Here is a 21,682-nt window from a genome sequence, read left to right on the forward strand (position 1 = left end):
TTGATTTTAATGGCATTCTTAACCCTACTTAAAGCCAGCATACACTATAATATCATCTTAATCAAACAAGAAAGAGCTGAAATAAAGACCTATGCTACACAAAAAATATCGTCCTAATGTTGCGGCTATCATTGTGTCGCCAGACTACCCTAATACATGCGAAATTTTTATCGCCGAGCGCATAGATATTGAAGGGGCGTGGCAGTTCCCCCAAGGGGGCATTGATGAGGGCGAAACCCCTTTAGAAGCGCTCCATAGGGAATTATTAGAAGAAATCGGCACGAATGAAATAGAGATTTTAGCGCAATACCCCAGATGGATCGCTTATGATTTCCCAAGCAACATGGAGCATAAATTTTATTCGTTTGACGGGCAAAAACAACGCTATTTTCTAGTGCGCCTAAAGCATGCTAACAACATTGATTTGAACAAACACACGCCAGAATTTAGAGCCTATCAATTCATCCATCTTAAGGATTTGCTTAAAAAAATCGTTCCCTTTAAGCGTCAAGTGTACCGCCAAGTCATTGCTTATTTCAGGAGAGAGGGGTATTTAGGGTGTTAATCGTTCAAAAATACGGCGGCACGAGCATGGGCAGTGTGGAAAGGATCCACAATGTCGCCCAAAGGGTTTTAGAAAGCGTTAAATCAGGGCATCAGGTAGTAGTGGTGGTTTCTGCGATGAGCGGCGAAACCGATAGGCTTTTAGAATTTGGTAAGAATTTTAGCCATAACCCTAACAAGCGAGAAATGGACAGGATTGTAAGCGTGGGGGAATTGGTTTCAAGCGCGGCTTTGAGCATGGCGTTAGAGAGGTATGGGCATAGAGCCATTTCATTGAGCGGGAAAGAAGCGGGCATTTTAACCAGTTCGCATTTTCAAAACGCCGTGATCCAATCCATTGACACTCAACGCATCACAGAGCTTTTAGAAAAAAACTACATCGTGGTGATCGCTGGGTTTCAAGGCGCTGATATTCAAGGCGAAACAACGACTTTAGGGCGTGGAGGGAGCGATTTGAGCGCGGTCGCTTTGGCCGGGGCTTTAAAAGCGGGTTTGTGCGAAATCTATACGGATGTGGATGGCGTTTATACCACTGATCCGCGCATTGAAGAAAAGGCTCAAAAAATCACGCAAATCAGCTATGATGAAATGCTTGAACTGGCTTCTATGGGGGCTAAAGTTTTACTAAACCGCTCGGTAGAATTGGCCAAAAAACTCAGCGTGAAGTTAGTGACTCGCAATTCGTTTAACCACAGCGAAGGCACGCTCATTGTGGCTGAAAAAGACTTTAAAGGAGAACGCATGGAAACCCCTATAGTGAGCGGGATCGCATTGGATAAAAATCAGGCTCGTGTGAGCATGGAGGGCGTGGAAGACAGGCCAGGCATTGCCGCTGAAATCTTTGGCGCTTTAGCGGAGTATCGCATTAATGTGGATATGATAGTCCAAACGATCGGCAGAGACGGCAAAACCGATTTGGATTTTACGATCGTTAAAACCCAAATAGAAGAAACCAAGCAAGCCTTAAAGCCTTTTTTAGCGCAAATGGATTCCATTGATTATGATGAGAATATCGCTAAAGTTTCCATAGTGGGCGTGGGCATGAAGTCGCATTCTGGGGTAGCGAGTATCGCTTTTAAAGCCCTAGCCAAAGACAATATCAATATCATGATGATTTCTACAAGCGAGATTAAAATTTCGGTTTTGATTGACATTAAATACGCTGAATTAGCCGTTAGAACTTTGCATGCGGTGTATCAATTAGATCAATGAAAAATTTCTACGACTGGATCAAGGAATTTGCGCGCGATCAGGGGGAATTTATCGCCCAACAAAGCGGGTGGTTGGAATTAGAGCGATCAAGCTATGCAAAACTCATCGCGCAAACCATCTCGCATGTGCTTAATGGCGGATCGCTGTTAGTGAGCGCTGATTCTTCTAGGCGCTGGTTTTTAAACTACATTCTTTCTAACCTCAACCCTAAAGATTTAAAAGAGCGCCCCTTATTGCCAGTCATTGATTTTAACGCTTCTTCTTTCTACCCCAAAAACGATGCGAATCTCTCTTTAGCCACCATAGAGATGACTTATCAAAACCCCATGTTTTGGCATGTTGGGAGGGTTGAAAATGAAGGCTTGAAAACGATACTACTGAGTAAAATCCCTAGTTTTTTATGGCTTTTTGAAGAGCTTAAAGAAGATTGCTTGCTTTTAAAAGAGCATGACAGCTTGCTGGATTATAAATTATTGCAGCTCTTCAAACTCTTTGAAAACGCGCTTTTTAGCGCGCTATACAATAAGGTTACTCTGTGAAAAATTTCAACCGCCTTATTTATACGGACAATCTTGAAGAGAGCCTAGAAGAGACTGCAAGCCTTTTTAAACGCCACATTAAATTCTACACGGAGATTATTGAAAAAGACAAAAAGGTGATCAAAACTTTTAACAAGGACTTTAAAATAGAGCATGCCAAAGAAGTTATTTCAAAGGCCCACTTAAAACACAGTGAACTGAACGCCTTTTTAATCGCCGCGCCCAGTTATGGCATAGAAGCCCAAAACGCGCTTTTAAAAATCTTAGAAGAACCCCCGAATAATGTTTGTTTTATCATGTTTGCTAAAAGCCCAAGCCATGTTTTAGCCACCATTAAATCCCGCTTAATCAAAGAAGACAAACGCCAAAAAATCCCCCTAAAACCTTTAGATTTGGATTTATCAAGGCTGGATTTGAAAGACATTTATGCGTTTTTAAAAAATTCAGACAAAGAAAGTTTTGATTCTAGAGAAAATCAGAGGGAAAAAATTGAAAGCCTGTTAGAGAGTGTTAACAGGCACCAAATCCCATTAAATGAGCAAGAATTGCAAGCCTTTGATTTAGCGATCAAGGCTAATAGCTCTTATTACAAGCTCAGCTATAATCTTTTACCCCTACTTTTAAGCCTTTTATCTAAAAAGAAAACGCCATGATTTTAAAACGCCTTAACCCTGATGCACTAAAAAACGCTTTACAAAAAATAGGTCCAGAAAAGATCGCGCAAATCCGTATGGGCCAAAAAGGCGTTAGCTTTGTTTTTGAAATCCAACATCTGCCCTTAAGTGCTGCACTCATTTTAAAGCAAGAAGCCATAAGCGTTGGGGGCGATTTTGCCACGCCAAGAGATTGCATTTTAGCTAAAGAGCCTTTTTATGATGGGGTGTTGATTGCGAGCACTAACCAATTAGAACGCCTTATTGTTAAGTGCCATTCCCAACCCTTTGGGCTTAAAAATTTAGCGCAAGAATTAAAAAGCCACCTCAAAGCCCAGAAGCCTAATAACCCGCAGATCATGGCGGTTTTAAACCTGACTCCGGATAGCTTCTATGAAAAGAGCCGGTTTGATAGCAAAAAAGCACTTGAAGAAATCTATCAATTGCTAGAAAAGGGTATCACGCTCATTGATATAGGCGCGGCCAGTTCAAGGCCGCAGAGTGAAATCATTGATCCAAAAATAGAGCAAGATCGCTTAAAAGAAGTTTTATTAGAAATCAAATCCCAAAAACTCTACCAATGCGCTAAATTCAGTATAGACACCTACCATGCCAAAACAGCCCAAATGGCTTTGGAGCATTATTTTTCTGTCCTTAATGATGTGAGCGGTTTTAATAGCGCTGGAATGCTAGAAGTCGCAAGAGATTACAAGCCTACTTGCATTTTAATGCACGCTCAAAAAACCCCCAAAGACATGCAAGAAAATGTTTTTTACCACAATTTATTTGATGAAATGGATCGCTTTTTTAAGGAAAAACTAGAGGTTTTAGAAAAATACGCGCTTCAAGATATTATTTTAGATATTGGGTTTGGATTCGCTAAATTAAAAGAGCATAATTTAGCCTTAATCAAGCATTTAAGCCACTTCCTCAAATTCAAAAAACCCTTATTAGTGGGAGCGAGTCGTAAAAACACGATCGGGCTTATCACCGGGCGTGAAGTTCAAAACCGGCTCGCTGGCACTTTAAGCTTGCATTTAATGGCGTTGCAAAATGGAGCAAGTATTTTAAGAGTGCATGATATTGATGAGCATATCGATCTCATCAAGGTGTTTAAGAGTTTGGAAGAAACGGATTAAAAAGCGTCTCACCCCCATTTTAAAGGGTAACATCCATAGAGGAAGGGTTGTTATAAGCGTTTTGGTAGCGTTGCAAAAAAGCGTTATGGTTGGTAGCGTTAAAGGTTTGTAGGGCTTTTTTGTGCAAGCCATTCATCGGTTGTTTGGGAGCGTTTTCCACTTCTTTAGAGAATTTCCCGTTATAAAAATCCGTCAAACTATAGAGCGACTGAGCGGCAAGGCGTTTTTGGCTCTCATCCATTCCGGCCGTAGCCCTTAAAAAAGCCTCATACTCTCTATCGCTCATCAATTCTAAAACCAAAAAGCCGTAAGTCTCTCTCTTGTCAGGGTTAAAGGGGAGGTTTTCTGTGGGAGCGTCCTTTTTTTCTTTATCTATTTTTTCTGTGTTTTCAACAGGAGCTAGGTCTTCTTTAGGAGCGCTTTTAGCGTTCAAAAGCCCATAGAGATTAGAATCAAACTGATTGATAGAAGAAACAGCCATGCGAATTTCCTAAAATTGAATTTTACGCTAAATTAAGCAAAATCCATTCCCTAATGAGACTAATTTTCTGGCAGGGGTTTTCAACAAAACAAGAGACAAAGCGATGGGTTAAAAGAGTTTTCTAAGCGATGCATTCAAACCCTTTAAAAAGGGTCTAGGAGTTTATTTTCAAAAAGGATCCGTGTTTTTATGTTTTCATATTTCTATAAGGAGTTTGAAATGCTGAAGTTTCTAGAATCATTCTAGACAAAACAAACAAGGTAAAACTCCTAGAACATTGTTATAGCATGATTTTACCAATCAATGCAACTTTTATGCTTTTAAAGCTTAAAAACTTTAAGTCTTAATTAGAGATTTTAGGTTAAACTACCCTAAAAATCTTTATGGGCAAAGGGCATGCGTAATACCATTTTATTTGGCGTTTCAATGATACTCTTGGCGAATTTATGCTTTGGAATCATGAGCGCGTTTGTGAAGATCACAGCGGGTTATTTTTCCCCTATGGAAAATGTGTTTTACCGCTCCATTACCATGACGCTCTTACTCTTGCTCGTTTATCCTTTCAAACCCTACCGCTTGAAGAGTTACAAACAAGGCGGTTTTAAAAAGCTCGCTTTTAGGGTCGTTGTAGGGGGCTTGGCCATGCTAGCGTTTTTTTATAATATTGAAAAAATTTCGCTCGCTACAGCGACGGCTTTCTCGCAATGCGCGCCTATTTACACGGTGCTTCTTTCCCCTTTGCTTTTGAAAGAAAAACTCAAAAGAAGCGCGTTAATTTCCGCATGCATTGGGCTAGTGGGGGTGGTGTTGATTTCAGATCCTAGCGTGGAAAATGTGGGGCCGGTTGAAATCTTTATGGGCATATTGAGCGGGATTTTTGTGTCTTTAGCGTATATTACTTTAAGGGATTTGAGGGAATATTATGACAAGCAAGCCGTGATTTTAGCGTTCGCCTTTGGCATGAGCCTTCTTGGGCTATTAGGCATGTTTATTGATATTCCTTTTTTATCCACAGGCATTCATATTCCTAGAAAAGAAGACATTTTGTGGATTTCTTTAATAGGGATTAGCGGGACTTTGGGGCAGTATTTCTTAACTTATGCTTACATGAACGCTCCTGCTGGGATCATTGCCCCAATTGAATACACCCGCATTGTTTGGGGGCTATTGTTTGGGCTGTATTTAGGCGATACATTTTTGGATCTTAAAAGCGCTTTAGGGGTGGCTTTGATTTTATGTTCAGGCTTACTCATTGCCTTGCCCGCTCTTTTAAAAGAATTAAAAAAATTTAAGTGATGCGACTAAGCCCCTTACAAAGCGCTCCGTTATACTTCCGCTACTTTATTTATCCAGAGAAAAAAACAAGGAGCTTTGATTTAAGCGATTTAGTCTTTATCGTCATGGTTTTTTTAGTCCTAGCCTTGGGGCTGTTGATGAGTGGAGAAATTTCTATCAGCTACAATGAAGCGAAGGATTTTTTTTACAGCAGTGCATGGTTTGTTCAAATCGCTCAAAAAAGCACCGCCATTTTAGGCCAAAACGACTTGGCTTTAAGATTGCCTTTTTTGATCGCTCATATCATTAACATGTTTTTATTTTATTTTATAGGGCGAAAGATTTTAAAAAAGCCTAAAGACGCCCTTTATGTGGTATTGACTTACACTTTATTGCCTGGAGTGAATCTCTTTGCGATTCTATTGGCTAAAAGCGTGCTGGTGTTAAGCCTTGGGCTTTTGGTTAGCTATTTATATATCAAAACCCAAAAAATCCCTTATTTAACCCTTAGCGCTTGCGCGTTTTTAGACGGCGCGTTTATCCCGCTTTTACTAGGGGTTTTTACCTACGCTTTAAGAATACGCTATTTTAAAAGCGCGATCTTTGCTTTGGTGGGTTTAGGCGTGAATATTGCTCTTTTTAGCGGGAGTTTCAATAAGGGCTTGCCTAGTGGGTATTTTATAGACACATGCTTAGAACTCATGCTTTTATATTCGCCCTTATTGTTCCTCTACTACCCTTATACGATCTATAAAGCCCTTTTTGATAAAAAGCCATCGTTACTAGCCTTTATGAGCGCGAGCGGTTGGCTTTTCCCTTTGCTTTTGAGCATGCGCCAAGAGATAGATTTAAGAACTTTCGCCCCCTTAGCTTTAATTGGTTTGCCCTTGTTCGTTAAAAGCGTTTTAAATAGCCTTAGGGTGCGTTTAAAGGAATTTAGGGGGCAGTATTATTTGCGCGTTTTTAGTTTATATCTTTTAATGCTCACTGAAACGCTTTTTTTATGGGGGAGTAAAATTTCTGGCGCTAATGAAAAATTATTAAACCGGCATTTCTTAGCCAAAGAAGTCGCTACGGCCTTGCAATTAAGGGGCATTCATCAAATCCGCACTGACGATAAACAACTCGCTTTAAGGCTTCAATTTTATGGCATTAAAGAGGGGGGGAGGTTAAGACTGATTAACGCAAAAATTTCTAAAAAACGCCCTGATATTGAAATCATCTACGCTGATAAAATTCTACAATCCTATAGTTTGGTGCGCCATTAAACCCATTCTTTAAAAAGCATTTTATCTAAAGAATGATAAAATACACTCCAAAAATAAATAAAATACGCGAGAAAAATCATGAGACTCAAACTAACCCATATCAACCATATAAGCCATAAGATTGCCAACGACTTTATCCATTCAGAATTATTAGAATTAAAAGCCCCTAGAGAATTATTGTGCGGATTGATAGAAGGGATTTTGGAAAAAAGCGTTAAAAAAGAAAACGCCATAGATGAGCAAGCCAGAGAGCTTTTAGAAGAAAACACCGATGAGATAGAATTCATGCGGATGGATGAAAGACAGCTTTTTTGGATGATTAAAAGACAGATCGCTCAAAAAGAGGGCTTTCATTTGTTTTGGGAAGAAAGGTGTAACGATTTGTCGCACCAGATTTTGAATAAAATCTTAGATGAGGACTTGATCATGTTTAGCGTGTCAGAGAATTTGATAAGGAATTTGATTTACAAATCCATTGATACTTATTCTAAAGCGTATGAAAGCATTGAAAATGAAGTGCATGAAAAAATCAAGCATTACAAACGCAAACTGCCCGTAGGGAGCGATGAATACGAGCTTGTGTTTGAAAGGCTCTATGAAGAAGAATTAAGGCGCAAAGGCTTTTTATAATGATCTCTCTTTATTTAGAAAACGGGCTTTTTTTGCAAGCGCAAAGTTTTGGGGCTAGTGGCACGCAAGCAGGCGAGCTTGTTTTTAACACTTCTATGAGCGGCTATCAAGAAGTCATTAGCGACCCTAGCTATAAGGGGCAATTTGTGGTTTTTAGCATGCCTGAAATTGGGGTTGTGGGCGCTAATTTTAAAGATGATGAATCCTTTTTTTCATGCGCAGGGATTTTAGCGCGCCATTACAACGAATTTTTTTCTAATTCAAGGGCGGATTTTAGCCTGAGCGCTTATTTGAAAGAGCGTGGCGTTTTAGGGATTTGTGGCGTTGATACCAGAAGTTTGATCAAAACCTTACGCCATCATGGGTGCTTGATGATGGTCGCTTCCACGATAGAGCATGACAAAAACAAGCTTGAAGAAATTTTAAAAAACGCCCCTAGAATTTCTCACTCCCCCCTAGTGTCTAGCGTTTCTACGCAAAAAATCACCACGCACCAGCGCGCGACTTTTGATTTCAAAACCCTAGATTACAAGCCTTTTGATGAAAAAACCTCTCATAAAATTATCGCGGTGCTGGACTTTGGGGCTAAAGGCAATATTTTAAACGAGCTTCAAAATGTGGGGTTAAAAGCCCTTATTTACCCGCACCACACTAAAGCTAACGATCTGATTAAGGCCTATGAAGAAAAAGAAATTAGCGGGATTTTTCTCTCTAACGGGCCAGGCGATCCTTTGAGTTTGCAGCAAGAAATTGAAGAAATCAAACAACTCATTAACGCTAAAATCCCCATGTTTGGCATTTGCTTAGGGCATCAATTGCTCTCTATCGCGCAAGGCTACCCTACTTACAAGCTCAAATTTGGCCATCATGGGAGCAACCACCCCGTTAAAAACCTAGAAACAAACACCGTTGAAATCACCGCGCAAAACCACAACTATTGCGTCCCTGAAGAAATTGAAGAAATCGCTGTTATCACGCACCGCAATCTTTTTGACAACACCATTGAGGGCGTGCGTTATAAAAACGCTCCCATTATTTCTGTCCAGCACCACCCAGAAAGCAGCCCCGGTCCCAAAGAGAGCCACTATATTTTTAAAGAATTTGTGGGATTGTTAAAGGATTTTTAGAGGTTTTTAAAAACAACACCTATAGAGGTTGAAAAGCACTTTAAAAATAGATTTAAATCTTTTTATCAAAAAAAATCTCGCATTTACTTTAAATTAGTTCTCTTGCAATAGTATTCTCTCGCAATAATTATTATTGTTATTGCGACAAAACTTTTAGAAGGAGTTATTATGGGAAGTATCGGTATATGGGAAAACCTATTGAAGGGTTTTTAGTGGCAGCCATTCAATTTCCTGTGCCAATTGTCAATAGCCGTAAGGATATTGATCACAATATTGAAAGCATTATTAGAACCTTGCATGCGACTAAAGCGGGGTATCCGGGAGTGGAACTTATCATTTTCCCTGAGTATAGCACGCAAGGTTTGAATACCGCTAAGTGGCTTAGCGAAGAGTTTTTATTAGATGTCCCAGGTAAAGAGACAGAGCTATACGCTAAAGCGTGTAAAGAGGCGAAAGTTTATGGTGTTTTTTCAATCATGGAACGCAATCCTGATTCTAACAAAAACCCCTACAACACCGCCATCATCATCGATCCGCAAGGTAAAATCATTTTAAAATACCGCAAGCTATTCCCATGGAATCCCATTGAGCCATGGTATCCTGGGGATTTAGGAATGCCTGTGTGCGAGGGTCCGGGCGGATCAAAATTAGCCGTGTGCATTTGCCATGACGGCATGATTCCAGAGCTCGCTAGAGAAGCGGCCTATAAAGGGTGCAATGTGTATATCCGTATTTCAGGCTATAGCACTCAAGTCAATGATCAATGGATTTTGACCAACCGCTCTAATGCGTGGCACAATTTGATGTATACCGTGAGCGTGAATTTAGCCGGCTATGACAATGTCTTTTACTACTTTGGCGAGGGGCAAATCTGTAACTTTGATGGCACGACTCTTGTTCAAGGGCACCGCAACCCTTGGGAGATTGTAACTGGAGAAATCTATCCTAAAATGGCAGACAACGCTCGCTTAGGTTGGGGATTAGAAAACAACATTTACAACTTAGGCCATAGAGGGTATGTGGCTAAACCGGGCGGAGAACATGACGCAGGCTTAACCTACATCAAAGACTTAGCCGCTGGTAAATATAAATTGCCTTGGGAAGATCACATGAAAATCAAAGACGGCTCTATTTATGGCTACCCTACCACCGGTGGGCGTTTTGGGAAATAATCCCTAACCTTGTATTTTGCTAGAACCTGCTTTTAAAGGTTCTGGTTTCTCCCCTATTTTTACGAAAAATCTTCTATTGTAGAACATTTAAGAAAACCCATAATAAGCGTAAGCCCCCATAAAGCGATATAACCTATGCAAAACCATGTTATTTTGGATAAAGACCACCACCACATTGCGGTTGATAGAGCGCTAAAATCTGTAATAATGCCATAGCCAAAATAGATCATTCCCACTAAACATGCTAAAGAAATAGCCCCTAAAATAAAAACCCAAAATCTCTCACCGGCTGTAAGACCACTGCGGCTGAAAAGCCGGCCGGCTAGCGTTGGAATAGCTAATACCACTCCAAGACCAGCAAACATGCTCCCAAGCCCAAACTTAGCCAACAAGAAAGTGAAAGACGATGCCGAACCCCTTGTAAGCCAACCCCAAAGACCAAATCCAGTAAGAATTTGAGTGAGCCAACTACCTTTCCTAACCTCATTGACGCATTCCATTATGCGATACCAAAGCCCAAAGCATGGTAATAAGCGCTAATCCCAAAACCACCACCAAGATTGACACAAAAATATGAGACCAAGATCCCATGACAACTCCTTAAAGATTAAATGCCTATAGTCAAATAAGCAAGAAACGGTTTTAATGCTTATCTTTTAGTAGGGATAAGCCTTAAAAACATTGCTTTTTATCATGAACCCATTATCGGTCATTTAGCAGACCAACTATCCCTACATTTGGTAATGTTGAGCCAATGCAAGTGATCGCATAAACAATAAAGTAGCCTGTTACTTTCCAAAAAGACCATCCGAAACCCAAAACAATAAGACACAAGCCTATCATTGCTGCAACAACGATAAAAAATAACGATAAGAATCTTAAGCTAGAAATTGTAAGCTTTTGCCCCTCTGTGAGCTTATCCTTTCTGAACACCTCTTGCAAACCTTTCTCAGCCAACGGCTTGACACCATCAATGATTGGTTTGGCACCTGGGTAAATAACACTGATAGCCATTTCTCCAATGCTCGTAACAGCAGTAATGAAAGAATTGTTTTGATTGGGATCAGAATTTTCTATCTCTTCCATCTCTTTTTTTAAGCGCTCCCCAAACATGAGATATATGCCCCATGCGACAAACCCTTTACATCAAATGCTAGAGTGTATCGTTTTTTTTTGTTTGTCAAGGGGGTGGCTAGCTAAAAAATAGTATTATTGAGTGTTTTATAGAACAAATATTAAATAATAGCGTTTATAATGATGCAATTTTAGCCCCTAATTTTAGTGCCCCTAACAAGCCTTCTATATTTAGCCCTAGCCCCACGCTCAAATTCTTGCTTGAGCTTTTAATATAAGGCTTATGAAAATCCTCTAAACGCACACAGCCTGCACTTTCTTGCCACAAACCGCTCTCTAAATATTTTTCTATCTCGTTAGGATCAAACGCCTTTAAACGCGCTCTAAAAACCGATAGATCCAACCATTCTAGTTTGGGGGAAATCAATGCAGAGCAAGTTAAAACCTCTATTTCATTACCATTTTGGCGTTTTAAAAATTCAAGGGCTTCTTGCTTGTTTTTAGCTTTTCGTTGCATTTGACAACCCACATTCACTGTGCTATCAGCAACCACTATAGTGCAATTGTTTGCAAGCAATTCTTTAGCTTTTTCTAATTTCCCCTTGCACGCCCAATAGACAAACTCCCTAGGGTCTGTGGTTTTTAGGCTTTCTTCATCAAAATAGAGCGCTTTTTGTTTAAACTTGATCCCATGCTCTTTTAAAAGATTCGCCCTAGCGCTAGATTGAGAGCCTAAAACCAACTCCATGCTATCCCTCTAAAGCTTTAAGAGCGGTATTTTTCGCTAAATTAAACGCAACTTGCAATTTTTCAATATCCTTGCCTCCAGCGCTCGCAAAATCATCTCTCCCGCCCCCTTTGCCCCCTAAAATTTGCGCCACTTCATTAGCCCATGCGTTCGCTTTTACGGGCGCGTTTTTCACCCCGCATGCGAGAGCTATTCGTTCATTTTCTTTTTTAAACACCATAGCGAGCAATCTTTCATGCTTGCTTTTCAATCGGTCAATCATTTCTTTAATGTCGCCTTGTTCCACTACGCCCACCACTAAACTCACGCCATGGATTTTTTCAACCGGTAAATCCATAGGGGTTGGAGCTTTTTGGCTGTTTTTCACGCTCTCTTTAAGCTTGTTGATGCCGGCTACCACATCGTTATTTTTTAATGCAATCTTAGCGTTTTTAAGCTCTTTACTTTCTTCTTTAGTTAATTGGTAAAAGGCTTTCCCACACACCGCTTCAATGCGTCTGACCCCACTACTCACCCCGCTTTCTTTAAGGATCCTAAACCCCCCAATAAGCCCGGTATTTTCCACATGAATGCCCCCACACAATTCAATGGACGCTTCTTTAAAGCTCACCACCCGCACATTTTCAGCGTATTTTTCACTGAATAACGCTAACGCTCCCTTATCTTTAGCTTGGTTTAAGGGCATATGCTCCACTTGGCTGGTTAGATGTTTGAAAATTTGAGCGTTGACTAAATCTTCTACTTTTTCTAACTCTTCATCATTGAGCGCTTTAGCATGCGAGAAATCAAAGCGCAATCGTTTGGATTCCACTAAACTCCCTGCTTGACTCACATGCGAGCCTAAAACTTCTCTTAAAGCGCTCTGCAATAAATGCGTCGCGCTATGGTGTTTGGCGATTTCTAAGCGCTCATCGCTCACTTGCGCGATCACTTGATCGCCTTTTTTTAGCGCTTTTTTGATTTCAAGGAGCGAAAAATTAAGCCCAAAAAAGTTTTTTGTATCTAACACTATAGCCGTTTTTTCATTGCCCTTTAAAAGCGCGCCCCTATCGCCTATAGCCCCCCCACCTTCCGCATAAAAAGGGGTTTTTTCTAGCAACACCCAGACTTCTTGGTTAGGATTTGCATCTGTTATTTCTTTAAAATCGCTACCAAAAAACCCTAAAGCTTTAGCAGAACATTCTGTCGTTTCATACCCCACAAATTCATTGGGCTTATAAGCGTTTAAAATGGCGCTAAAATCAGCGTTATTTTGTTTGCCTTTCCATGAAGCTTTAGAGCGTTTCACTTGCTCTTGCATGCAAAGTTCAAAGCCTTGCATATCCACGCACGCCCCATGACTTCTTAGCATATCGTTCGTTAAATCCAAAGGGAAACCAAAAGTGTCATAAAGCTTAAAAGCGATCTTGCCATCAAAGATTTTATTTTCATTCAAATGCTTTAAAGACAAGTTAAACAATTCCATGCCAGATTCCAAAGTCTCTAAAAAGCGCTCTTCTTCTTCAAAGCATTCTTTCATTACCATTTCTTTAGATTCTTTCAAATACGCATGCGTGTTAGAAAACTGCTCGCACACCACGCCCACGACTTTGTATAAAAACGCTTCTTTCAAGCCCATTAAATACCCATGCCTTAAGGCTCGCCTTAAAATGCGCCTTAAAACATAGCCACGGCCTTCCTTATTGAAATGCACCCCTTGAGCGAGCAAAAACGCTACCGCTCTTGCATGATCGGCCACTACTCTAAAACTTGGTTGGAATTCGCTCGCATAATCCAAGCTTGTAAGCGCGCTGATTTCTTCCATTAAGGGTGCAAATAATGAAGAATCAAAATTATTGAGCTTGTGTTCTAATAGCGCTTGCACCCTTTCTAATCCCATGCCTGTATCAATGCTAGGCTTTGGCAAGGGGGACAAAACGCCATCATTAGAGCGTTCGTATTGCATGAACACCAAATTCCAAATTTCTAAAAACCTATCGCCCTCGCCTCCAAAATAATCCTCGCTCCCCTTAAAGTGTTTTTCGCCTTGATCAATGTAGATTTCACTGCAAGGTCCGCAAGGTCCGCTATCGCCCATTTGCCAGAAATTATCTTTATCGCCCATTTTTTTAATCCTGTCAAAAGGCACAAACTTTTCCCATAATTTAACGGCTTCATCGTCTTTTTCATGCACGCTGATATATAAATCTTTAGGCTTAAACCCTAAATTTTTGGTTACAAATTCCCACGCAAACAAGATCGCTTCTTCTTTGAAATAATCCCCAAAAGAGAAATTCCCTAGCATTTCAAAAAGCGTGTGGTGTCTTGCGGTATAACCGACATTTTCCAAATCGTTATGCTTGCCACCCGCTCGCATGCACAATTGCGAACTTGTCGCTCTAGGAATGCTAGGGCGTGGCACAATCCCAGTAAAAATATCTTTAAATTGCACCATGCCAGCATTGGTAAAAAGCAAGGTGGCATCATTAGGCACTAAAGGCATGCTAGGGTAAATAGCATGCCCCTTATTTTGAAAAAATTGTAAAAATTCGTTGCGAATATCCATAGGTATTCCTTTTTGTTGTTTTATCGCGCATTTTAAGGCTATTTTATAGCTTTTTTAAGTTGTTTTTTTAAAAAGATAGTTTATCATACTTTAAACATCCAAAATTAAAGGAGAAAACCATGTTCCATGAATTTAGAGACGAAATCAGCGTGTTAAAAGCGAATAACCCGCATTTTGATAAGATTTTTGAGAAACACAACCAGCTTGATGATGACATCAAAACCGCTGAACAACAAAACGCTAGCGACGCTGAAATCAGCCACATGAAAAAACAAAAATTAAAATTAAAAGATGAAATCCACAGCATGATCATAGAGTATAGAGAAAAGCAAAAATCTGAGCGCGCTTAAGGTTTAGTCATCTTTATAAAAACATGCTGAAACGCTTTTTAAAGGGCGTTTTTGCTTTGGTACTTAGTTGGAGATTGTTTTCAGCTTTATTTTTACCATAAGTTTTATTAATTTTTAATGTTCTTTGCATTTTTAAAAAATGGGTTTTTAAAACTTTATTTTATCGTTTTCAATCTCATTTCATTGTAAAACTCATTTTTTTAAAGTTTTATTTTATTTTCTTAAAAGGATAGGAAGCGCTTTTGAAATCATTCTCCCCCCCTTTTAATCCCACTAATCCCCCCTAAAAACAGCGTTTTTTTAAAAACTTTAAGCGTCAAATTTTTTATTAACTGATATAAAAAAGCTAAAAAGGATTTTGCATCAAAATCCCCCAAAAAACGAGTTTTAAAAAAGAAAAGCTTTCTCCCCAAGTGTTAGGAGTTGTCTGACCTGGATTGGTGCCCCTACGCTCACCACCTTGATATTGATAACACACCCCTAAAGAGTCACTTACAAAGCTTTTAGGGATTCTTTCAAAGTTTTTCACCACTTGTTCGGCTTGGTTTAAAATCTCTGCTTGCGCATTAGCGTTAGCGAGCATGCCTTGCGCAAAGCTAGCGTCTGTGTAGGGGTTGAAAGGCTTTCCGGTGTCCAGGTTGCTCTGATTTTGCGTGTTTTCACTAACGATTTTGGCTTGCGCGACGGCTTCTTGGGCGTTAGCGATCATGCCTTGAATAGCGCTGATTTCATTGGCAAACATCCCGCACATTGTCCCATTGCCGCTTATCCCTTGCCAATAACCGCTACCACCATTCTGAAAGTTTGGGCATGCTTCATTCAGGGTAGTGATAATGATGCTCGCTTGTTCTAAAAGGGTTTGAGCGTTATTGGTTGTGTCGATCTTTGTTTCTGTTGGTGTTTGTGTTGTGTTAATCCACTGGGTGTGAATATATTTCCCATGACTCCATGGGAATTTTTCAGGTGTATTTGGTTGGCCACCCGTTCTTTTGTCTCCATCGATAGTGAAATCAAGTTTTGTAGTGGTGTTGCTTAAAACGGGGACCCCATCTCCATCTTGGGATCCATTGGCTGTCAAAGCCTTTTGAATGATTTGATAGGCTTGATTGATTTTCGCGTAATTTTCAGTGGATATAGGTCCACCATGTCCTGGCTGGTAATACGAATTGCAAGTGATGGTCGTCGTATTTTCTCCTGGCACATTATTAAAAGTTTGGATACCTCCATTTGCACTCTCATTACTGCCAGGACCACAAGCAGTAAAAGCATAGCTTGTAACTTGCCACAACCCCACTGCAGCATTCAACGCTAAAAGCACGGCTTGATAAGCGGGGGAGTTGGTTTTTTCGTTCAATAAATTCCTAGAGCTCGCACCCAGATTGTTTCTTGCGTCATTGATCGCGCTCGGATCAGAGGATAATTGGATAAGGGTGTTTAGGGTGCTGTAATTATTCAAAAGATTGTTTAGCTTTTCATAATTGTCTGAAAGCTGTTGGATGCCTTTGGTGTTTTTCACCATTTGAGCGGCTTCACCGATTTGATAGCCTGCGCTCATGTAAAAGCCGTCGTCTTCAGCGTGGAGCAAAAACGAGAGAGAGAGAGAGTAAAAGGGTTTTTTTCATCACATTCTCCCTACATCCTTTTACTATAACCATAACCCGCTTTTTCTGCTTGTTTTTCAGCATGAGCGGCTGTTTCTATTTCTTTATGAATATCAGCGGCTATTTCTTGAATGATTGAAAAGCTTTGAAAGGCTGAAAGGTTAGTTTGTGGGTATGGTTTTGAATGCCTCATTTCAAGCATTTTAGCTTGAGCTTTAGAGCGTATTTTGAGGTTTTCGTTTTGCCATTCTTTTGTAGCGTTAAAATCTCTAGGGTCTAGTTCTAAATAAGCGATAGAACTCGGTCTGTAAAAATCCACTTGTTTAACGATAGCTTTTTGTGAATAGGGCAGAAATTCTAGCTCTTTTTGCAAATAAGCTACAAGCTCTTGTGTTTTTGATCTTCTTTGAGAGTGGGGTTGTTTAGAGTTTGGGAGGTGTTTTGGCTCTTTAGGGGTTTGGTTTGTTTTTGCAGGTTTAGGGGTTTTGCATTCCGTTTCTATTTCTATACCAATACCAGCCTTAATCCCTCCTTTTTCAATAAAGAATTGGCCAAGGTTTTCTTTGCAATTTTGTTTTAGGTCTTTAATGAAATCTTTCTCTATATTAATTGTTTTTTGATATTCTTGTTTTGTCTTTTGTTTTTCTTGTTCTAGTTCTATCCCGCTCTTGTTCGCTCTATCCTTAGCGTTTTCCGCTTCCTTTTGAGCTTCAGCCACTTCTTTTTTGGATTGGTCATCAGCAAAACACACATTCATCAGCATGGCGGTTATCGTTGCTGCACCTATTGTTGAATGAAGCCATGAGTTAGGATGCGTTTTTAAATAATCATCCGCATTCTTAACATTCCCGCATATCCAATTACTTTTTTTAATTTGTTCTTTTATTGAGACCTTTATCGCTTCCCAAAAAGCAACCGCCATTATAGGTATTCCCACATTATTCAAAACCTTCTTTCCTTTTGCCGTTTTTGCTAATTTCATCATTATTGTTACAAGCACCACTAAAATTCTTATAACAGGCATTTAAATCCTTTCAAAAAACAATTTCACCCATCAAAATCTTATTATTGTAGTGTATATAGTCATATTTAATCGTTATTAAACGATTGGTTTGAAAAATTGCAAGGGTCAATCCAATCAGATCTTTCTAATCCGTTTCAATAAAACTTGATACAAGTTTTTCCTCATACCCAAACTCACACCCTCTTAAATGGAGCAAGCTAATAAGCGATTCTTCTATAGCAAGAAACCGACTAGTGCCTCCTAGAAGCTAAGAACGATTTTATGGTGTTCTTATTTTCTTATGAAAAGAAATCCCTTAAAAGAAAGAAAGTTCAAAAGAAATCCCTTAAAAAGGGAGTTCCATAAAAACTCAATACGCGAACACATAATTCAAATACACGCTATAGAGCCTGCGGTATTTGAGTTCAGCCCCCATGAAAGAATAGTAATTGGTGTTGATGGTGGGGATTTTAAGCCCTAGTTCAATGCCATGCTGAGCGGCATGATCGCTGCCTTTTTTCTTAGCCCTGGCTAAATTCATCCTCACTCCCATGTTGAATAAGAATTGGAAATTCGCCACATTCATTTTAGCGTTATAGACATTATTCACGGTGGCCAAATTCACATATTCAGAATTAAGCCATGAAGTCCCGGCTAATGCAATCCCTCCAAAAAGCCCTACAGAAAGCTTGTTGTTTTTGCCTAAGAAATTGGTGGCTTTATCGTTGATGAAGTTATAAAGAGCGTCCGCTCCAAAACCATAAGTCCATACATCAGAAGCCGAATTGAAGAAGCTAGACTTGATGAACGCATGGTTGTAATCAAAAAAGCCGTAATACCTAGCGCCCCACCTTCTTTTTTGGCCAAAGAATTGTTTATAGCCCACTTGAATGCCAATCCCATTCATCGCGCCGTTGTTGGTTTGAGAACTGACGATGCCCATTTTCCTAAAGGGGTTACGCCCTAGTTCTTGGTTGATGGTTTGGATTTGGTTGTAAGAATTTTGATTGAGGTAGTAATTGGTGTTAATGCCTTGCGGGCTATAGGGGTTGTTCTTTTGGCTCACCACATTTTGTAACGATTGGGCTTTAGGGATGCTAGAGAGCGCAGTAGTGATGCTGTTATAAGTGTTGCCCAATTCGCTGTATCGGGATCTGAAATGCAATAGAGTGTCAGCGATGTTTTCTGCTTGCTCGATTTGCTGCTCTTTGGTGCCAAAATGAGCGATACTGTTGTTTAAATTCGTTATGGTTTGTTCCACATAGGCGCAACCGGAAGCGAAAGTTTGAGTGCCAACTGTGCCTGGAGACGTGCCTTGTGTTCCACCAGTACCAGCTGTTGAGGGGTTATTGCATGTGGCTAAAAAGCCTGTAACAAAATTCTTAAAATTCCCGGTAAGATTTTCAGGGTTAATGGCTTGCCCCACTTGATTAGCTAAATTGAGCATTTTGATTTGCGCATTAGCGTTAGCGAGCATGCCTTGTGCAAAGTTAGCGTCTGTGTAGGGGTTGAAAGGCTTTCCGCTCTCGCCTACCGGAGTTGATTGCCCGTTAGCATCAATGGTGCTCGTTTGATTGACAAGCTCTTGCGCATCCGTAATCATCTTTTGGATCGCGCTGATTTCTTCTGAAAAAGCGCCGCATATTTTCCCAGTAGTAGTAGAGAATTTTGGGGCGTTAGCCTCATTACTATTAGTAGCGTGGAAATACGGGCATGCAGTGTTGATGGTGTTAATGAGCGTGCTCGCTTGCGCTAACAGCGCTTGAGCGTTATCAGGCACCCCGTTCAATGCGTTAGTGATTTCGGTGTAAGACGCCCCTTTCCATTCTTGTCCATTATATGTTTTTCCATAAAGAACGACGCTTGATTTTGTGGTGGTGCTCACTTGTTTGCCGTCTATATTTTGGGTGGTGGTTTCGCTCCCGCCATCTTGCTTGAGTTCTTTACCATTCAATGTTAGTTTGCAGTTATTATTCCCTTCCCCTGAGCATGTGTAGGTATAATTTACATTGATCGTCCCGTTGTTTTGATTGAGTGCTGGTAAGCCGTTTTTTAAAGCCGTTTGGAGGATTTGATAGGCTTCGTTAAGCTTTTTAAAATTCTCAATACTCATAGGCCCATAGTATCCAGGCGTATACCCGTTCAAAGAACAAGTGATGGAAGTGGATCGATACCCTGGCTCGTTGTTAAAGATGGTTGTTGAAGAGGTGCTCTTTTGACCATCGGCATTACCTCCGCACTGCGTAACATAGCCCACGACATTCCAAAACCCCACCGCCGCATTGATCGCTAAAAGCACCGCTTGATACGCCGGAGAGTTGGCTTTATCGCCAGTCAAATTCTTCGCGCTCGCGCCCAAATTCTCCCTTGCAGCATTAATCGCGCTCGGATCAGAGGACAATTTGATAAGGGTGTTTAGGGTGCTGTATCTGGTTAAAAGATTGTTCAAATTCTCATAATTGTCTGAAAGCTGTTGGATGCCTTTGGTGTTTTTCACCATTTGAGCGGCTTCACCGATTTGATAGCCTGCACTCATGTAAAAGCCGTCATCTTCAGCGCTCAACGCGGAAACTAAAAGCGAGCCTAAAGTGAATGAGAGGATGTGTTTTTTCATGTTTTCTCCTTTTTAGATTGAATGGGATTTAATATTAGGGATTTCATACATTGAATGCATTTGCATTGGAATGTATTTGGGGCATTATAGCAGAAAATCGTTTTTTTTTTTTGTCATTTTGGAAAAATTTTGTCATTTTTTTACTTTTGATGCGTTTTGTAAGGGGATAGGGGGTATTTTAGGAATAACATTCCCACTAACCTCCTAGCTTAAGAAACCACCGCTAAAGTCAAGCTTTTTCATTTTGTCTTAAAAATGCTTTTTATCGTTTTTATCGCTAACGCTCCATAAAAGCCAAGCCAAGATTAAATAAGATTAAAGGGGGGGTATGCCCCCTATTAGCCCTAATCAAAAATTCAGTGCTGTTTAAAAGGGCTATCTACGACTTTTTTCCTATCCACAATGTAGGGGATTAAAGCCATGTGGCGGGCTCTTTTGATTGCCACTTCCACCCTCTCTTGCCACTTTTTGCTATTGCCTGTCAATCTCCTTGGCATGATTTTATAGCGCTCTGATAGCGTGTGCTTGAGCATGTCTAAATCTTTATAGTCAATAAAGCTGATTTTAGCTTCAGTGTATTTGCAATAGCGTTTTGAATAGCGTTTTCTTTCCATAATGTCTCCTTAATTGTAACCCTTAAAAGGGGATTTCTTCTTCATCAATATTGATTTCAGGCACGCTGTTTTGATACTTGGACGGCTGTGCTTGTAAATTCTCTTTAGCATGAGCGTTTTGTGCATAACTTTGGGCTTGGTTAAAAGGATCTTGGCTAGGAGCGTTATCATTAGCGGGATAAGCGTTGTTGAAATTCTCATGCATTGTGCTATCTTGCATAGCGTTTGCTTGGGGATTGTCTGACTTTTTATCCATAAATTGCAACGAGTCCGCTGTGATAGTGTGGCGGGAATTTTTTTTGCCCGTTTGATCCATCCAGCTCTCATAAGTCAAACGCCCTTCTATCAAAACGCTTGAACCCTTGCTTAAATACTGGTTAGCGATTTCAGCCGTTCGCCCAAACAAACGAGCATCTATAAAGCACACCTCTTCGCCTAGCGTGCCGTCTTGTTTTTTAAAACGCCTGCTTGTGGCTAAACCTATTGTAGCTGCCGCTGAACCGCTAGGCAAATATTTCAACTCCACATTCCTAGTCAAACGCCCTACCATAATCACTTTATTAAACATGATAAGCCCTTATTCGCTATGAGATCCTACGCTTTCTGCTTCCTCTGCGTGGTGAGAATGCGTGTGTTCGGTTTTTTCGTGTTTTTCCTTGGCGTGTGGTGGCTTTTTATTAGCCCTATCCACTAACGCATGCCACGCTTCTACTTCTTTCTTGCTTTCGTATTTGATCACAATGAAACGCAACACATCTTCATTGATGCGATACAATCGTTCAAGCTCTAAAATCATTGACGGCTCTGCTTTGAAATACGCCACATAATAATAGCCTCTTTTGTGCTTTTTGATTTCATAAGCCAAATTACGCATGCCCATATCCAGGCTCGTTTCAATCACGCCATGATGCTTAGTGATCACTTCTTTATAAAACTCAATTTTGGATTTAATCTCTTCTTCTACTAAAGTAGGTTTGAGAATAAACATCGTTTCATAATGCCTCATCCATTCTCCTTGTGGTTGTATAGCCCTTTTTTTACTAAAAAAGAGCAAGGTCTAAAAAACTTTTGAT

General features: G+C 40.3%; 20 protein-coding genes and 3 pseudogenes. 12 read left to right on the plus strand and 11 right to left on the minus strand.

Translation table 11 applies throughout. The features are described from left to right. Window positions 1–91: 91 nt before the first annotated feature. The 5 genes from AA974_RS05475 to folP are packed head-to-tail and all read left to right on the plus strand — an operon-like array spanning window position 92 to window position 4,107. The gene (locus tag AA974_RS05475; protein ID WP_000902630.1) at window positions 92–565 is read left to right on the plus strand and encodes an RNA pyrophosphohydrolase; all 474 of its coding nucleotides are present in this window, start codon (window positions 92–94) and stop codon (window positions 563–565) included. Beyond that, complete coding sequence (locus AA974_RS05480) at window positions 559–1,776, plus strand: aspartate kinase (RefSeq protein WP_064433737.1); 1,218 nt, start codon at window positions 559–561, stop codon at window positions 1,774–1,776. Before AA974_RS05475 ends, AA974_RS05480 begins: the two co-directional genes overlap by 7 nt. Continuing rightward, entirely contained in the window at window positions 1,773–2,315 is a 543-nt protein-coding gene (locus tag AA974_RS05485; protein WP_064433738.1) for a HobA family DNA replication regulator, read from the plus strand. Before AA974_RS05480 ends, AA974_RS05485 begins: the two co-directional genes overlap by 4 nt. After that, window positions 2,312–2,968, plus strand: a complete 657-nt coding sequence (locus AA974_RS05490) for a DNA polymerase III subunit delta' (protein WP_064433739.1) — start codon at window positions 2,312–2,314, stop codon at window positions 2,966–2,968. The genes AA974_RS05485 and AA974_RS05490 overlap by 4 nt, the downstream gene beginning before the upstream one ends. Next, the gene (gene folP / locus AA974_RS05495) at window positions 2,965–4,107 is read left to right on the plus strand and encodes a dihydropteroate synthase (RefSeq protein ID WP_064433740.1); all 1,143 of its coding nucleotides are present in this window, start codon (window positions 2,965–2,967) and stop codon (window positions 4,105–4,107) included. Before AA974_RS05490 ends, folP begins: the two co-directional genes overlap by 4 nt. Window positions 4,108–4,126: 19 nt before the next feature. Here folP and AA974_RS05500 read toward each other — a convergent pair whose 3' ends face one another. Continuing rightward, window positions 4,127–4,588, minus strand: coding sequence for a hypothetical protein (locus tag AA974_RS05500; RefSeq protein ID WP_064433741.1), 462 nt, complete (start codon window positions 4,586–4,588; stop codon window positions 4,127–4,129). A 130-nt stretch (window positions 4,589–4,718) separates the two neighbouring features. Between AA974_RS05500 and AA974_RS08250 the strand changes: the two are divergent. From AA974_RS08250 to AA974_RS05525, 6 genes and pseudogenes are all read left to right on the plus strand, one after another. Next, window positions 4,719–4,935 (plus strand): annotated as a pseudogene (locus AA974_RS08250) (hypothetical protein); the annotation flags it as partial. Between the two features lie 49 nt (window positions 4,936–4,984). After that, the gene (locus tag AA974_RS05505) at window positions 4,985–5,884 is read left to right on the plus strand and encodes a DMT family transporter (protein WP_064433742.1); all 900 of its coding nucleotides are present in this window, start codon (window positions 4,985–4,987) and stop codon (window positions 5,882–5,884) included. Continuing rightward, window positions 5,884–7,131: a glycosyltransferase family 39 protein gene (locus tag AA974_RS05510; protein ID WP_064433743.1), complete on the plus strand. Its 1,248-nt coding sequence runs from the start codon at window positions 5,884–5,886 to the stop codon at window positions 7,129–7,131. Before AA974_RS05505 ends, AA974_RS05510 begins: the two co-directional genes overlap by 1 nt. A 78-nt stretch (window positions 7,132–7,209) precedes the next feature. Then, window positions 7,210–7,761, plus strand: coding sequence for a DUF507 family protein (locus AA974_RS05515; protein WP_064433744.1), 552 nt, complete (start codon window positions 7,210–7,212; stop codon window positions 7,759–7,761). Next, window positions 7,761–8,888 carry a glutamine-hydrolyzing carbamoyl-phosphate synthase small subunit gene (gene carA, locus AA974_RS05520; protein WP_064433745.1) on the plus strand — a complete coding sequence of 376 codons (1,128 nt, stop codon included), beginning with the start codon at window positions 7,761–7,763 and terminating at the stop codon, window positions 8,886–8,888. The genes AA974_RS05515 and carA overlap by 1 nt, the downstream gene beginning before the upstream one ends. Before the next feature lie 168 nt (window positions 8,889–9,056). After that, window positions 9,057–10,060 (plus strand): annotated as a pseudogene (locus AA974_RS05525) (formamidase). A 59-nt stretch (window positions 10,061–10,119) separates the two neighbouring features. Here AA974_RS05525 and AA974_RS08080 read toward each other — a convergent pair. From AA974_RS08080 to alaS, 4 genes are all read right to left on the minus strand, one after another. Continuing rightward, window positions 10,120–10,449 (minus strand): hypothetical protein, encoded by a 330-nt coding sequence (locus tag AA974_RS08080; protein ID WP_230380940.1) that lies wholly within the window; start codon window positions 10,447–10,449, stop codon window positions 10,120–10,122. A gap of 313 nt (window positions 10,450–10,762) precedes the next feature. Next, window positions 10,763–11,173 (minus strand): hypothetical protein, encoded by a 411-nt coding sequence (locus AA974_RS07940; RefSeq protein ID WP_230380941.1) that lies wholly within the window; start codon window positions 11,171–11,173, stop codon window positions 10,763–10,765. Window positions 11,174–11,309: 136 nt separating this feature from the next. Further along, window positions 11,310–11,882, minus strand: coding sequence for a septum formation inhibitor Maf (maf, locus tag AA974_RS05540; RefSeq protein WP_064433748.1), 573 nt, complete (start codon window positions 11,880–11,882; stop codon window positions 11,310–11,312). 1 nt (window position 11,883) lies between these two features. Beyond that, on the minus strand, window positions 11,884–14,427 hold the full coding sequence (alaS, locus tag AA974_RS05545) for an alanine--tRNA ligase (RefSeq protein WP_064433749.1): 2,544 nt from the start codon (window positions 14,425–14,427) through the stop codon (window positions 11,884–11,886). A 119-nt stretch (window positions 14,428–14,546) separates the two neighbouring features. Here alaS and AA974_RS05550 point away from each other — a divergent pair, with 119 nt between their 5' ends. After that, window positions 14,547–14,777: a YdcH family protein gene (locus AA974_RS05550; RefSeq protein ID WP_000468326.1), complete on the plus strand. Its 231-nt coding sequence runs from the start codon at window positions 14,547–14,549 to the stop codon at window positions 14,775–14,777. Between the two features lie 385 nt (window positions 14,778–15,162). On the opposite strand, the pseudogene AA974_RS05555 reads toward AA974_RS05550, so the two are convergent. From AA974_RS05555 to rpsF, 6 genes and pseudogenes are all read right to left on the minus strand, one after another. Beyond that, window positions 15,163–16,399 (minus strand): annotated as a pseudogene (locus AA974_RS05555) (SabA family sialic acid-binding adhesin); the annotation flags it as partial. A 10-nt stretch (window positions 16,400–16,409) separates the two neighbouring features. Continuing rightward, the gene (locus tag AA974_RS05560) at window positions 16,410–17,402 is read right to left on the minus strand and encodes a DUF874 family protein (RefSeq protein WP_064433750.1); all 993 of its coding nucleotides are present in this window, start codon (window positions 17,400–17,402) and stop codon (window positions 16,410–16,412) included. A gap of 349 nt (window positions 17,403–17,751) precedes the next feature. Next, on the minus strand, window positions 17,752–19,995 hold the full coding sequence (gene babA / locus AA974_RS05565; protein WP_064433751.1) for a Hop family adhesin BabA: 2,244 nt from the start codon (window positions 19,993–19,995) through the stop codon (window positions 17,752–17,754). A 356-nt stretch (window positions 19,996–20,351) separates the two neighbouring features. Beyond that, the gene (gene rpsR, locus AA974_RS05570) at window positions 20,352–20,609 is read right to left on the minus strand and encodes a 30S ribosomal protein S18 (RefSeq protein ID WP_000440196.1); all 258 of its coding nucleotides are present in this window, start codon (window positions 20,607–20,609) and stop codon (window positions 20,352–20,354) included. Window positions 20,610–20,631: 22 nt separating this feature from the next. Then, window positions 20,632–21,177 carry a single-stranded DNA-binding protein gene (locus AA974_RS05575; protein ID WP_064433752.1) on the minus strand — a complete coding sequence of 182 codons (546 nt, stop codon included), beginning with the start codon at window positions 21,175–21,177 and terminating at the stop codon, window positions 20,632–20,634. 9 nt (window positions 21,178–21,186) lie between these two features. Then, window positions 21,187–21,615: a 30S ribosomal protein S6 gene (gene rpsF / locus AA974_RS05580; RefSeq protein WP_064433753.1), complete on the minus strand. Its 429-nt coding sequence runs from the start codon at window positions 21,613–21,615 to the stop codon at window positions 21,187–21,189. Between the last annotated feature and the right edge of the window lie 67 nt (window positions 21,616–21,682).

The sequence above is a fragment of the Helicobacter pylori genome (genome assembly GCF_001653475.1).
Taxonomy (GTDB): Bacteria; Campylobacterota; Campylobacteria; order Campylobacterales; family Helicobacteraceae; genus Helicobacter; species Helicobacter pylori_CM.

Excerpts from the sequence above, each read along its gene's own strand:
- AA974_RS05560 (WP_064433750.1), bottom strand. The coding sequence starts at position 17,402 with ATGCCTGTTATAAGAATTTTAGTGGTGCTTGTAACAATAATGATGAAA.
- AA974_RS05575 (WP_064433752.1), bottom strand. The coding sequence starts at position 21,177 with ATGTTTAATAAAGTGATTATGGTAGGGCGTTTGACTAGGAATGTGGAG.
- babA (WP_064433751.1), bottom strand. The coding sequence starts at position 19,995 with ATGAAAAAACACATCCTCTCATTCACTTTAGGCTCGCTTTTAGTTTCC.
- folP (WP_064433740.1), top strand. The coding sequence starts at position 2,965 with ATGATTTTAAAACGCCTTAACCCTGATGCACTAAAAAACGCTTTACAA.
- AA974_RS05505 (WP_064433742.1), top strand. The coding sequence starts at position 4,985 with ATGCGTAATACCATTTTATTTGGCGTTTCAATGATACTCTTGGCGAAT.
- AA974_RS05515 (WP_064433744.1), top strand. The coding sequence starts at position 7,210 with ATGAGACTCAAACTAACCCATATCAACCATATAAGCCATAAGATTGCC.
- maf (WP_064433748.1), bottom strand. The coding sequence starts at position 11,882 with ATGGAGTTGGTTTTAGGCTCTCAATCTAGCGCTAGGGCGAATCTTTTA.
- AA974_RS05475 (WP_000902630.1), top strand. The coding sequence starts at position 92 with ATGCTACACAAAAAATATCGTCCTAATGTTGCGGCTATCATTGTGTCG.
- rpsR (WP_000440196.1), bottom strand. The coding sequence starts at position 20,609 with ATGGAAAGAAAACGCTATTCAAAACGCTATTGCAAATACACTGAAGCT.
- AA974_RS05500 (WP_064433741.1), bottom strand. The coding sequence starts at position 4,588 with ATGGCTGTTTCTTCTATCAATCAGTTTGATTCTAATCTCTATGGGCTT.
- AA974_RS05510 (WP_064433743.1), top strand. The coding sequence starts at position 5,884 with ATGCGACTAAGCCCCTTACAAAGCGCTCCGTTATACTTCCGCTACTTT.
- AA974_RS05485 (WP_064433738.1), top strand. The coding sequence starts at position 1,773 with ATGAAAAATTTCTACGACTGGATCAAGGAATTTGCGCGCGATCAGGGG.
- carA (WP_064433745.1), top strand. The coding sequence starts at position 7,761 with ATGATCTCTCTTTATTTAGAAAACGGGCTTTTTTTGCAAGCGCAAAGT.
- alaS (WP_064433749.1), bottom strand. The coding sequence starts at position 14,427 with ATGGATATTCGCAACGAATTTTTACAATTTTTTCAAAATAAGGGGCAT.
- AA974_RS07940 (WP_230380941.1), bottom strand. The coding sequence starts at position 11,173 with ATGTTTGGGGAGCGCTTAAAAAAAGAGATGGAAGAGATAGAAAATTCT.
- AA974_RS05550 (WP_000468326.1), top strand. The coding sequence starts at position 14,547 with ATGTTCCATGAATTTAGAGACGAAATCAGCGTGTTAAAAGCGAATAAC.
- rpsF (WP_064433753.1), bottom strand. The coding sequence starts at position 21,615 with ATGAGGCATTATGAAACGATGTTTATTCTCAAACCTACTTTAGTAGAA.